Below are 12,189 nucleotides of genomic sequence, written 5' to 3'. Positions count from 1 at the left end.
CCTCCATAAATTAATCTTTCTTTTATTATTCTTACACGGTTTATTTTTATTATTCCCACTGAACATAATTTTTTATTTTATGCAAAAAATATTTAAAGGTGATAATTATGTTTAAAATAAACAATCAAATTACAAGAAATCAATATATGTTTATCATCCAAAATTCAATAATAGGCGTTGGGATCTTGTCTTTAGCATCCGGAGTATGTAAAGTAGCCAAACAGTCAGGATGGATCTCCGTTTTAGTGGCAGGAATATATCCTATTTATATTTGTATAGTTGCAGCCCTTATATACAGAAATACTAATTATAATGAGTTTTTGGAAACCAACAAAAGAATTTGGGGGAAATTTTTAGCCTACATATTTACAATATTTTTCTTTATCAATTTTATATTCTTTTCTTCATTTGTCCTTTCAGGATTTGCTAATGTTTTAGTTTTTACAACAACTAAATTTTTATCACCCCATACCATAATTGTAATAACGGTTATTTTAACCTATTTTACAATTAATTACGGATTAACAAATATAGGTAGATTATCTGAACTATTGTTTTATTTAACCATACTTATTCTTATTATACCCTTTTACTTTATAAACAAAGGCCACATTACCAACCTACTTCCCTTGTTCGACGATGTTAGTTCAATATTTAAAGCTGTTCCTGAAACATTCTTTGCCTATTCTGGAGTTGAAATTAGCCTTTTAATTATTCCCTATGTAACTGATTTTAAAAAGGTTTTATCCTCAGGAGTGATAGGCAGTCTAATAACTATATTTATATACACATTAACTGTTCTATTGACTATAAATTATTGTGGACACATATTAACTTCAAAGCTTCAATATCCCCTCTTATATCTTGTTGCTGGAGCTGATTTACCTGTTCTTTCAAATTTTGAACCTTTGTTTATATTTCTATGGGGTAATAAGATATTCCAAACATTAGCCGTTGGGGGATATGGGTTATCCTATACCCTATCAAAAATAATAAAAAAGTCCTATAACCGCTGTTGTTTATATAGTTGCCTTATTATTATGTTCGTATCCTCAATGTTAGTTCCGGAACATACGCGAACAATGGTTATAGATAAGGTAGAACCATATTTAGTAGGATTTATCTTGGTTTACTCAACGCTAACCTTAATATTAAGCTACTTCAAAGGGGGTAAGACCTTTGAAAAAAATTAGTTTAGTTCTATTATTTATGCTTATTTTTACCTCCTGTTATGGAAAACCTTCCATCGAACGCACATCAGTAATAGCTGGAATAGGCCACGATATTGATAAGGATAAAACCTTATCCTCCAGCTTTGAATTTATTGTTTTTAAATCCCAAAACGTTGTTGATAAAAGTGTTGTAACGACAAAAGGAAAAAGTATATTTGAGATGTTTAATAAAAGATTACTAATAACTAAACGCAGACATCTACCTGGAACTGTAAGAACACTTTTAATAAGCGAAGAAAGAGGTAAATTTGGTATTTCCGATATAATAGATGCCTTTTTAAGGGATCAGGAAAGGAATCTTAACACAACAGTTGCAGTATCAAAACAAAGAACAGAAGAAATTTTAAAACTAAATGCCAAGGATAGCAATACTATGGCTGAAGAAATCGAAGATTTAATTAAATCTTCCTATGAAGCAAACTTTACCCAAAGGGATACAAACATTAAGGATTTTTTTAATATGTATTATCAAGAAGGAAGACACATTATGCTTCCTTATATAGAAAAATATAAAGATACTGTAAAGTTAAGTGGTATTGCTGTTTTTAAAAAGGATAAACTCATTTTTACAATTCCAGAAGAAGATACAAAATATATTAATCTATTAAGAAATGAAAAAGCCCAAGGCTATTTAACATTTTTCGATGAAAACTCAAAATCCATCGATTTATTTTGCAATAGTAGAAGAAATGTTAAAGTTGATATAAATGACAATAAAATCACTTATAACATATATCTTTTAATATATTCTTCTGTTAAAGAAGCTAACATAGATGATGCGCAAGAACTTACTAAGGATAAATTAATAGAACTCGAAGAAAAATATTCTAACGAATTAACGAAACAACTTCAAGAAATTGCTGATAAGTATCAAAACAAATATGGGACTGATATCTTTGACGTTCAAAAATATGCCGTAGCCAAGCTTGGAAGGGATAAGATAGATTTTATTGAGGAAAATTTTATAAATTCAAATATAAAAATTAGTGCAAAAATAAAAATATTATCCCCAGGAAGGATTATAAGGTAGGTGAAAATATGATGGAAAAATTAACTAAAGATATTTTTTCTAACTTAGAATTTATAACTTCCACAATTCCAAGCAATTTTAATTTTATAAAAAGGGAAATAGATTTGAATAATAAAACCTGCTTTGTTTTGTTTATATCAGGCATAGCTGATAAGAATCTAGTTGAGGAATATATATTAAAACCCCTTCTTAATTCTAATATAAAGGCAAAAAATCAAGATATTATAGATGAAATATTAAAAAAGCATCTTTATTCTTCAGATGTTTCAGTAACAAATTCCATCCCTGACATAGCCCTTCAATTAATAAGTGGTAAATCTATAATCCTTATAGATAATTGCGACGCTGCTATTGTTTGCAATACAACAAATAACAATTATAGACAGATTGAAGAATCCACAAGTGAAAAATCTGTTTATGGTATTAGAGAAAGTTTTACTGAAAATTTAGAGCTCAATTTAACTATTCTTCAAAGAAAAGTTAAAAATCCAAATCTTAAGCTTGAAAAATATATCATAGGCGAAAAATTCAAAAGCGAATTAGTCTTAGTCTATATCGATGGTGTAATCGACCCGCAGGTTTTAACAAATATTAAAGCAAGAATTTCCAATTTAAAAATTCCAGCTGCAATATCTTCAGGAGTATTAGAGCAGTTTTTAGACATGAGAACCTATAATATATTTCCTTTATCTAAGAGCACAGAAAGGCCCGATAAAGTTATATTTGACCTTTTAGAAGGGAAAGCTGCAATTTTTCTTTCTGAAACTCCAAGTGCCCTTATTCTTCCAGCAACTTTTTTTGAGTTTTTTCAAGGATTTGAAGACTACTCAGAAAGAACGATTACTGCTAATTTTTCAAGGCTTATGAGATTTATAGCTATAATTACTGTTATGGTTTTAGAACCTATTTACCTTGTTTTGTTAATTTATAACCCAGAGCTTTTTCCATATAAGCTTATGTCGGTTATAATATCATCAAGACAGAATATTCCCCTTCCTCCTTTGCTTGAAATTTTAGCAATGGATGTGGCTGTTGAAATTCTACGAGAAGGTGGCCTTAGACTTCCAAATCCAATCGGAACAACCCTTGCCATAGTAGGTGGAATAGTAATTGGGGATGCTGCAACAAAGGCTAACCTAGTAAGCCCTGCAACTTTATTTATAGTTGCTATAACAGTTATTTCTACGTTTATAATTCCCAATTATCAAATGGCCCTAACCATCAGATTTATTAGATTCCCAATGATCATATTAGGTCAAATGTTTGGCTTCTTCGGCTTATTAATAGGGTTTTATTTTTTACTAATTCACCTTACAAAGCTCGAATCCTTTGGAATAGCTTATTTTTCACCTATTGTGCCAAGCAGGTTTAAGGATCTTTTGGATGCCTTTATAAGGGCACCTTTAAAGGAAGCTCTTAAAGAACCTAAAAGCCTTAAGCCAAGTCAAAAGAGCCCCAAAAATTAGGGCTCTTATTTTAATAAAATTTGTATTAATGGATTCATAAGGCCTAAGATGCCGCCTAATAGGGCTCCGAGCCAAGTTATTGCAGAAAGTTCCCTATTGGCTACATCTAATATAATTTTTTCGGCATATTCAACGTCTAATTGGTTGATCCTGTTTTCTACAATTCTTGGAATATCTATGCCTTCTATAAAATAATGGGCATTTTCCTTTAAAACATAGTAAGTTGACTCAGATAATAAATCTATCAATTCATTTATAGTTTCTTCATCAATAAAATGGGATATAGAATTTAATTTAGTGTTTAATATTTTGTCTATAACTGAAGCTATTAATAGTTGACAACCATTAACATATTTAGGATCCTCAATAAATTTATTTATCCAGCTTAAAAGAATATCCGGCAAATTAGGGTTATTCGCAATCATATCCTTTAAAGTCAATGATACTCTTTCTATATTTTCATTTTGACTAAAAAGTCCTAATAATTTTTCACATATTTTGTCCTTAAGCTCTTCTTCATTTTCATTTAATTTAATAATATCGTTTACTTTTAAGTCAAGAAGATTATCAATAATATTATTTATCATTAGGGCAATGGCGGTTTTATTCTCTAACTTACTTAAATATTCATCAATAGAAGATAATGCCCTTTGTGTAATAAATTCGGGGCTTATAAGCATAGCTACAAATTTCCCAATATTCTGTTGTAAAATATCATATAATAGTTCAGATATCTTTGCCCTTACCTTTGGGGTTTTTAGTTTTGTCTTGATAAAGCCTGCAATATTATCTCTGTTTGTTATTATAAAGTCCTTAATTTTATCAGCAAAATCTTCTGATATTATATTCTTTAATGTAATGTTTTTTAAATCTTCTTTGAAAATCATTTCATTTATTAATATTTTAATATTTTCTTTATTATTAACAATTACAGACTCAAGGATTTCTTTTATATCCATTTTCTTAATTTCAAGGACGATATAATTTATAATTAATCGTTTACTTTCTTCATTTTTTAGTTGTTCAATCAATGCATTGGCAATAATGCCATTGAGCTTTTCCTTTATTGTAATATATCTTTCCCCAAATAAGCTTTTAAAGTAATCCAATAATGACTTATCACTTTTAAAAAAATCCTTTAATTTGTCCTCTATCCATTTTCGAATTTTAATCTTAAAGCCTTGACTAGACAATGCTTCAGTTATAACTTCTGGTGTTAGAAGGTGATCTCCTATTGTATTTCCTATGCTATTTGCTATCCTTTGCCTTTCCTTTGGAATAAGTCCTGGAGTAAATGGAATTTTAATTCCAAATAACTTTTTTTCTTCATGGGGTCTGAAAAGCATCTTTATAGCAATGAAATTGGTAATATACCCTATAACAGCTCCAATTAAAACAGATAAAAAAATCCTCATAAAATCATCCCCTTGGTGTAAAAATAAGACATGAAGATTATAACACAAAATTTTTGTATTATCCATGTTTAAAACCTTTTTATAATGCAATATAATATTTTTTGTTAAATTAATATTTCAAATTGCGAGGGGATTATATGCTTACAGACATTTTAATTAAAAAATTTATCAAAAATGCCGAGGATGAAAGAAAAAGTTTAGGACTATTGAGCGGTTATGTTGGAATCTTTATCAATTTAATTCTATTTATAATAAAACTAATCATCGGTTTTTTATCCAATAGTATTTCAATAACGGCTGATGCCTTCAATAATTTTTCTGATATGGGATCCTCAGTAATAACAATAATTGGTTTTAAATTATCAGATAAGCCTGCCGATAAGGAACACCCCTTTGGTCATGGAAGAGGAGAATACATCGCAGGACTTATAGTATCGATAATGGTAATTTTAGTGGGATTTGAATTTTTAAAAAGTTCATTTTCTAAAATATTGCATCCAGAAAAACTTAAATTTAGCCTTTTATCCTTTTTTATTCTTATAATTTCTATATCCTTTAAGCTTTGGCTTGGAAGATTTAACTCTAGACTCGCAAAAATCACAAATTCCAATATATTAGATGCAACTTCCCTTGACAGTTTTTCTGATGTATTAATTACCTCTACTGTTGCATTAGGTTTTTTACTTTCAAAATACATTAATTTCCCCTTAGATGGATATATAGGCCTTATAGTAGCACTATTTATAATTTTTGCAGGATATAAATTGATAAAGGAAACCATAAGCCCCCTACTTGGTGAAGCGCCCGATCCTAAGCTTGTGGATGAAATAATATCTGAGCTTCTCTCCTATGAATACATAATCGGTGTCCACGACATTATAATCCACAGCTACGGACATAAGACCCATCTTGTATCCGTTCATGCTGAAGTTCCCTCCAATATCGATATCATGGAACTTCATGAGATGATAGATAAAGCAGAAAATGAAATTTCAAAAAAATTAAATATAACATTAATAATCCATATGGATCCAGTAAATATGGATGATAATGAAGTTTTAGAAGCTAAGAAGGAGGTTATAAAAATACTAAAGGATTATCCAGAAGTTTTATCCTTTCATGATTTTAGAATAATTGGACATAACGATAAAAAAAGCATTATATTTGATTTAGTAGTATCCCACGACGTTCTTAAAAAGGATGAACCCACTTTAATTAAAGATATAATAAGCAAAATTACTAATATCCATCCAAACTATAAAGTCATTATTCATATTGACAGAGATTATATCCAACTGCATTGAAATTTTGTTTTTACTTTGTTAAAATATACTTCAAAGCTTAAACTAAGGAGGGACAAGATTTGTCAATTTTAAATGTTTTAAGAGAAAGAGGTTACATAGAACAGTTAAGCCATGAAGAGGAAATAGAGAAATTGCTTGAGGAAGAAAAAGTTACATTTTATATCGGTTTTGACCCAACAGCAGATAGTCTTCACGTTGGCCATTTTATACAGCTTATGGTTATGTCCCATCTTCAAAAGGCTGGACATAGACCAATTGTCCTTATCGGTGGTGGAACCGCTATGGTCGGTGACCCATCAGGAAAAACGGATATGCGAAAAATGCTAACAAAGGAAGAAATAATGCACAATGTAGAAAATATAAAAAAACAAATGGAAAAGTTTATAGATTTTTCTGATGGAAAGGCTATTTTAGTAAATAATGCAGACTGGCTATGGAATCTAAACTATATTGAATTTTTAAGGGACATTGGAGTTCATTTCTCTGTAAACAGAATGCTTACAGCTGAATGCTTTAAGTTAAGACTTGAAAAGGGACTATCCTTTCTTGAATTCAACTATATGTTAATGCAGGCCTATGATTTCCTTGAATTAAATAGGCGTTATGGATGCAAATTAGAGGTCGGCGGAAACGATCAGTGGTCAAATATTCTTGCAGGGGTTGACCTTATTAGAAGAAAAGAAGGCAAGGAAGCCTATGGTATGACCATAGCTCTTCTTACAAATTCAGAGGGCAAAAAAATGGGTAAAACTGAAAAGGGTGCCCTTTGGCTTGATGCTAATAAAACATCACCATACGAATTTTATCAATACTGGAGAAACATTAACGATGCAGATGTTGAAAAATGCCTAAAACTTTTAACATTCCTTCCAATGGATGAAGTTAATAGACTATCTTCTTTAAAGGATAAAGAGATAAACGAAGCGAAAAAGGTTCTTGCATTTGAAATCACAAAGCTCATCCATGGAGAGGAAGAAGCTAAAAAAGCCCAAGAGGCTGCAGAAGCACTTTTCGGTGCTGGCGGTGATTTAAGCAATGTTCCAACATCTGTAATTTCAAAGGATCTACTTGGTTCAAAGCTTCTTGATGCTCTTGTTGAAGCTAAGGTTATTCCTTCAAAGAGCGAAGGAAAACGCCTCATTCAACAGGGTGGTTTATATGTAAACAATGAAAAGATAACTAATTTTGATGAGATATTAAAAGAAGACATGTTTAAAGAAGGTTTCATGCTTGTAAGAAGAGGTAAAAAGAACTACAACAAAATTGAGCTTAACTAAAAAGGTTCTATAATAAATGTTGGGGTGCTAAATAAACCTCAACATTTTTTGCATACAAAAAAATACTTTATTCAGATGCCCGCTTTGCTAAAATATAATTATAGTAAAAGGCATTTCAATAATATCTTTATATTTTTCATAAAATTCATCTGATGTTAATAAACTTTTGCTATTTTTTTCTAAAATATATCCATTGCAACTTTTAGCTATTAAATAAATTGCGCGCAAATATGCCCTTTTATCTATTAAGAGTGCACTATCTGATAATTCAACTTTTACAATGTATTTTGGATTGTAAAACTTTGAAAACAAACTTATTTTCTGCTTTGAAAGATTATTTTTTTTATTTGTTTAATTTCAAAATCTATATATTCATTTGTAAAATCATCCCATTCAGGATTATCGATCCATTTATTCCATGCCAACTCTACAATATTACTATCGTAAAAATCATCACCTGTTCGAACGTAAGATAAACTAATACCCTTTTCCCACATATAAGAAACTAAATCATCAAATTTTGGTAAATTTATTGTTTCTTTAATATAAATTATTGTTTCCACTTTAGACCTCCTATTTTAAGCTTTTTAAAATATCAACTGCCCTTTTCAAGTATTTCATTAAATCATTATATTGCCCTTTGCTTAAACTCCTTCGGATGTTTTTTGGTATTTGATCGTCTAAAGGCTTTTTAGGATTTATTCTAATGTCAATACTTGATTTTTTGCCATGCCCTGACTGAATTTGAATTTTATTTAAATCAGGTTCGACATCCACTCTAAGTGACTCTTTCTTACCATTTATAACTACTTTAATAGGCTTGTTTTTATTTATAGTTACACTCGTTTTTTGTAAAACACCAATAAACAATGAAATAGGAATTGGTGAAAAATAATCCATTATTTCAAGAATCACATTTGGAACAGGAATTTGCTTATACGTTCTTCCTATATCTTCTGCATCAAATCCTGAAGAATCTTCAAACATTATTGGCCTGTTGAAACAATACGAAAACATATTATGCGTTAAAAGTTCTCCAATCCTACCAACAATCGCATCCGCACTAACAAATCTACACCACTCAAGGTTGTAATATCTACTCTGCAAATAATACAGCTTTGTCTCCTATTTAGCCCCCTAAAGTATTTAGACAATGTATCTTAATATGATAAGATATAATTGTCGAGGGGGAATAATAATGACACAAAAAAAGTATACTCAAGAATTTAAAGATTCAATAATCAAAGCAGCAATTGAAACAGGAAATATTGCTTTAGTAGCAAGACAAAATGGGCTATCTAAAGAGTTAGTTTACAAGTGGGTTAGACAAAATAGGGAATCAAATAGAGAGCCTAAAGCTAATATTAAAAAGTCACTTGATAATTCTAATGTTAAGAACCTTGAAGCATAGGACAAAACTTTAAAAAACTTCTTGGCGAGAAAGACCTTGAAATAGCTATACTTAAAGACTTACTAAAAAAACAAACCAACTATAGCAGATAAAGTTGAAATTTTAAATAAATGGATTGAGGCTGGTTATCCAAAAACAAAAGTATTGAGGATAATTGGGCTTAATCGTTCGACATATTATTATCATTTGTCAGGATTAAAAATTATTAAGAATAAATCAACTGGAAGACCAAAAACATGTTATTATTTTACTCTAAGCGGAGAAAAAATATCAGATGAACAAATAAAGGAATATATTATCCAGATAATTGAAGAAGAAAGTATTTATTATGGATATCTAAAAATAACACATGCTCTTAGTAGAAACTTTAAAATTAATATTAATAAGAAGAAAATCTACAGACTTTGTAAGGAATTAAATATATTAAAACCTCAAAGAGAAATCAAATCTAGACATCCAAGAAAAATTGCAAGAAATAGAACTGTTACAGCTTCAAACAGAAATGGCAAACTGATATAAAATATGGGTATATAAATGGAGAAGACAGATTTTTCTATATAATTAGCATTATTGATGTTGCTGATAGTAATATCATTTCACATCACATAGGGCTAAGCTGTACAGGCGAAGACGCAGCAAGGACTTTAAAAATTGCGTTATTGAAACGACAATTATACGAAGTTGAAAATAAACCAGCTATACGCTCAGACAATGGGCTACAATTTATAAGTGAAACTTTTGAAAATTCTTGTAAACAGTTAAATATAGAACATGAGAGAATACCTTACAAAACCCCTAACATGAATGCTGATATTGAATCCTACCATAGAATTTTAGAGGAAGAATGCTTAAGCATAAACGAATTTTCAACCTTTGCTGAGGCCTATAAAACTGTCAATGAATTTATAAGGAGATACAACACAAAACGAATCTATTCATCAACGAAATACATGCCGCCAGCCGAGTATTTTGAATATCTTAAAATTACTGGGGAGAGTATAAACATATATTTGTAGTAAAGTAAGGTCCATCTTGCGCCCCCTTGACATTGAGGACATGCATGATAGCCTAAAAAAAGCTGCACTATTGTTGGTGCTGATGCTAGTGCTAGGAATCATGCATGTAGAGGCTCAATGTCAAGGGCGGACCGAATAAGTAGAAGTAAAATTTCGAATCTCTAAGATTAACCATGAAAACTTAAGATATTGTCCAAAATTAGGGGGGTCAGTCCGCATCACATCCTTGAATACAAACACCATCTTTCCATCTTCATAAGCCTTAACCGTCTTAATTACCATATTCCAAATATTCCCACAAAACTCATCTATTAACCCATTCCTATCTCTTAAAACTTTCATAAATTCCTCTATCCTATCCTTCTTTATAAGCCCTTTAAACCTCTGATTTTCAACATCTTCAATTGACTTTCTAATCCCTTCATACCTTTCAATTAAAGCATTATATCTTTTTCCACATATTTTTCTTAGTCTTGTGCTTTAGTTCCATTATCACGAATACATGTCATATAGTTACTATCAAAAATTAGAAGGGACAATCACACTAATCAAATTCCAACCCCAACTATTGACATAGAGCCAAATAAAAAAGCCCTGATTTCTCAAGGCTTTTATTTATTTTCTCATTGTTATATTTTGTAGTTTTATTTTTAAGTTATCGACATAGTTAGAATTATTATGCCAATTAATCTCATTAGAACAATTTATTTCAAATACTGCAAATTGACGTCCAAATATGATATTATACCCATATTTACCATAATATATATTTTATCTAAAACAAATATCATTTTATAAACGCTACTTATGGTTGTATTGTTTTACTATTTACGTAATTTTGCCACCAATTTGAATTATCAATTAATATATTATCGCCCCACTCATTATATTTATATACATAATATCCACGATTCATTAGCCAACGTTCATATGTTATGGAAGAAAGTTTTGAATTATCATCATAATCAACATATTTTTGTATTTTAGTTGGAACATTAGGCAACAAAATGCTTCCAGAAGCCCCTGGAAAAGATACATACCTAAATGAATTTGTTTCTACCCCTTGATTATCGTATGTATATGTATATTTTTGCCAATATTCTTCCCATCTTTGGAACTCAGCTAATGGAACCCATGAACTTCCATCATAAACTTCTCCAATTTTTCTTATTATTCTATTATTAAATTGGGAAACACTACTTACTTGATATGCATTTGTTACAGCATTACTTATTACTGCATCTCCAGCACCTAATATAAATCCACCAATAGGTTTAATAAAAAAACCAATTCCTGCCAATGTTAAACCTTTTAATAGATTCTAAGCTCGCTTAGATATAGAATCTTTAATTACCCAAGGACTAACACTAGCATTTCCTGTAACAATTCTAATAGTTCCAGGTTCTATTGGTATCTGTAATATTATGAGTTCTTGATTACTATTACAATTAGATAGAATATTTTTTTGTAAAAATAATTCTTCTAAATCTCTACTTTCATATTTTTTACCATCAGGTCTTTGAATATAGATAACTTGTGGATTAATTAGACCATATTCATTTTGATACATTTCAATATCTAAATCAAAGTAACCTTGTTTTTCCCCCGAAAAACCGTATTTTTTTACAGTTGCAGCAAAAACTAACGTATTCGATAATAAAAAGAAAATAACAACTAATGACAATATTCTTTTCATTATTTTCACTCCTCTTATAGTAAATTTTAATTTCAGTGTTTATAAAATACTAAATTAAGTTTACCTCTATGAGTATAAATAAAATTGACAAGTTTACCAATTTAACTTGAAACGAAAAAATCTGATATCTTTGATAAGAAAAGCTATTATTAAACAAATAAATCATTATATTTATCATTATTTGTTTCAATACGTCAAATGTGCTACTACGTAATTACAAACTTTTTTCACTGAAAATGAGTATATATTATCAAATAATGCTCTATGCATAATACTTCCATATTGTTTCTAATTTATCTTTTATATATTAAATTTTATAAATTAAGGCAGTATTTCATACAT

15 protein-coding genes are annotated in these 12,189 nt (G+C 29.8%); 8 read left to right on the top strand and 7 right to left on the bottom strand.

Features of this window, described 5'->3' with window-relative positions; all coding sequences use genetic code 11:
* The first annotated feature begins 107 nt into the window (after positions 1-107).
* Genes CAAU_RS08040 through CAAU_RS08030 form a run of 3 tightly spaced genes read left to right on the top strand, consistent with a single transcriptional unit; the run spans position 108 to position 3,728 of the window.
* On the top strand, positions 108-1,193 hold the full coding sequence (locus CAAU_RS08040) for a GerAB/ArcD/ProY family transporter (RefSeq protein WP_008908942.1): 1,086 nt from the start codon (positions 108-110) through the stop codon (positions 1,191-1,193).
* Positions 1,180-2,262 carry a Ger(x)C family spore germination protein gene (locus tag CAAU_RS08035; protein ID WP_008908941.1) on the top strand — a complete coding sequence of 361 codons (1,083 nt, stop codon included), beginning with the start codon at positions 1,180-1,182 and terminating at the stop codon, positions 2,260-2,262. The genes CAAU_RS08040 and CAAU_RS08035 overlap by 14 nt, the downstream gene beginning before the upstream one ends.
* Before the next feature lie 8 nt (positions 2,263-2,270).
* Positions 2,271-3,728, top strand: a complete 1,458-nt coding sequence (locus CAAU_RS08030) for a spore germination protein (protein ID WP_008908940.1) — start codon at positions 2,271-2,273, stop codon at positions 3,726-3,728.
* A 5-nt stretch (positions 3,729-3,733) separates the two neighbouring features.
* Here the strand turns inward: CAAU_RS08030 and CAAU_RS08025 are convergent, their stop codons facing one another.
* Complete coding sequence (locus CAAU_RS08025) at positions 3,734-5,143, bottom strand: DUF445 family protein (protein ID WP_008908939.1); 1,410 nt, start codon at positions 5,141-5,143, stop codon at positions 3,734-3,736.
* A 137-nt stretch (positions 5,144-5,280) separates the two neighbouring features.
* On the opposite strand from CAAU_RS08025, the gene CAAU_RS08020 reads away from it, so the two are divergent.
* Together CAAU_RS08020 and tyrS are read left to right on the top strand one after the other, a co-directional pair.
* Entirely contained in the window at positions 5,281-6,447 is a 1,167-nt protein-coding gene (locus CAAU_RS08020; protein ID WP_008908938.1) for a cation diffusion facilitator family transporter, read from the top strand.
* 59 nt (positions 6,448-6,506) lie between these two features.
* Entirely contained in the window at positions 6,507-7,724 is a 1,218-nt protein-coding gene (gene tyrS / locus CAAU_RS08015) for a tyrosine--tRNA ligase (RefSeq protein WP_008908937.1), read from the top strand.
* An 87-nt stretch (positions 7,725-7,811) separates the two neighbouring features.
* Here tyrS and CAAU_RS08010 read toward each other — a convergent pair whose 3' ends face one another.
* Genes CAAU_RS08010 through CAAU_RS08000 form a run of 3 tightly spaced genes read right to left on the bottom strand, consistent with a single transcriptional unit; the run spans position 7,812 to position 8,840 of the window.
* A complete protein-coding gene (locus tag CAAU_RS08010; protein ID WP_008908936.1) occupies positions 7,812-8,036 on the bottom strand; it encodes a hypothetical protein in 225 nt (74 codons plus the stop codon).
* A 2-nt stretch (positions 8,037-8,038) separates the two neighbouring features.
* Complete coding sequence (locus CAAU_RS08005; protein WP_008908935.1) at positions 8,039-8,287, bottom strand: hypothetical protein; 249 nt, start codon at positions 8,285-8,287, stop codon at positions 8,039-8,041.
* A 10-nt stretch (positions 8,288-8,297) separates the two neighbouring features.
* On the bottom strand, positions 8,298-8,840 hold the full coding sequence (locus CAAU_RS08000) for an RHS repeat-associated core domain-containing protein (RefSeq protein WP_083852840.1): 543 nt from the start codon (positions 8,838-8,840) through the stop codon (positions 8,298-8,300).
* Between the two features lie 82 nt (positions 8,841-8,922).
* Between CAAU_RS08000 and CAAU_RS07995 the strand changes: the two genes are divergently transcribed.
* The 3 genes from CAAU_RS07995 (at position 8,923) to CAAU_RS07990 (ending at position 10,151) form a co-directional block, all read left to right on the top strand.
* Positions 8,923-9,135 (top strand): transposase, encoded by a 213-nt coding sequence (locus CAAU_RS07995; protein ID WP_008908933.1) that lies wholly within the window; start codon positions 8,923-8,925, stop codon positions 9,133-9,135.
* Between the two features lie 144 nt (positions 9,136-9,279).
* Positions 9,280-9,654, top strand: coding sequence for an IS3 family transposase (locus tag CAAU_RS14285; RefSeq protein WP_192811202.1), 375 nt, complete (start codon positions 9,280-9,282; stop codon positions 9,652-9,654).
* On the top strand, positions 9,651-10,151 hold the full coding sequence (locus CAAU_RS07990; RefSeq protein WP_083852837.1) for an integrase core domain-containing protein: 501 nt from the start codon (positions 9,651-9,653) through the stop codon (positions 10,149-10,151). Before CAAU_RS14285 ends, CAAU_RS07990 begins: the two co-directional genes overlap by 4 nt.
* 120 nt (positions 10,152-10,271) lie before the next feature.
* Here the strand turns inward: CAAU_RS07990 and CAAU_RS07985 are convergent, their stop codons facing one another.
* From CAAU_RS07985 to CAAU_RS07975, 3 genes are all read right to left on the bottom strand, one after another.
* Entirely contained in the window at positions 10,272-10,493 is a 222-nt protein-coding gene (locus CAAU_RS07985; protein WP_040306259.1) for a hypothetical protein, read from the bottom strand.
* A gap of 463 nt (positions 10,494-10,956) precedes the next feature.
* Positions 10,957-11,451 (bottom strand): hypothetical protein, encoded by a 495-nt coding sequence (locus tag CAAU_RS07980; RefSeq protein WP_008908930.1) that lies wholly within the window; start codon positions 11,449-11,451, stop codon positions 10,957-10,959.
* A gap of 21 nt (positions 11,452-11,472) precedes the next feature.
* A complete protein-coding gene (locus CAAU_RS07975; RefSeq protein WP_008908929.1) occupies positions 11,473-11,847 on the bottom strand; it encodes a hypothetical protein in 375 nt (124 codons plus the stop codon).
* Positions 11,848-12,189 lie beyond the last annotated feature (342 nt).

It is taken from the genome of Caloramator australicus RC3, from assembly GCF_000297115.1.
GTDB classification, from domain to species: Bacteria; Bacillota; Clostridia; order Clostridiales; family Caloramatoraceae; genus Caloramator; species Caloramator australicus.
Note: the sequence above shows the minus strand (reverse complement) of the source record. Positions and strands in the feature narration are given on the sequence as shown.

Coding starts and splice junctions, on each gene's coding strand:
- CAAU_RS07995 (WP_008908933.1), top strand. CDS start 8,923: ATGACACAAAAAAAGTATACTCAAGAATTTAAAGATTCAATAATCAAA.
- CAAU_RS08025 (WP_008908939.1), bottom strand. CDS start 5,143: ATGAGGATTTTTTTATCTGTTTTAATTGGAGCTGTTATAGGGTATATT.
- CAAU_RS08020 (WP_008908938.1), top strand. CDS start 5,281: ATGCTTACAGACATTTTAATTAAAAAATTTATCAAAAATGCCGAGGAT.
- CAAU_RS07975 (WP_008908929.1), bottom strand. CDS start 11,847: ATGAAAAGAATATTGTCATTAGTTGTTATTTTCTTTTTATTATCGAAT.
- CAAU_RS08040 (WP_008908942.1), top strand. CDS start 108: ATGTTTAAAATAAACAATCAAATTACAAGAAATCAATATATGTTTATC.
- CAAU_RS07985 (WP_040306259.1), bottom strand. CDS start 10,493: ATGAAAGTTTTAAGAGATAGGAATGGGTTAATAGATGAGTTTTGTGGG.
- CAAU_RS08030 (WP_008908940.1), top strand. CDS start 2,271: ATGATGGAAAAATTAACTAAAGATATTTTTTCTAACTTAGAATTTATA.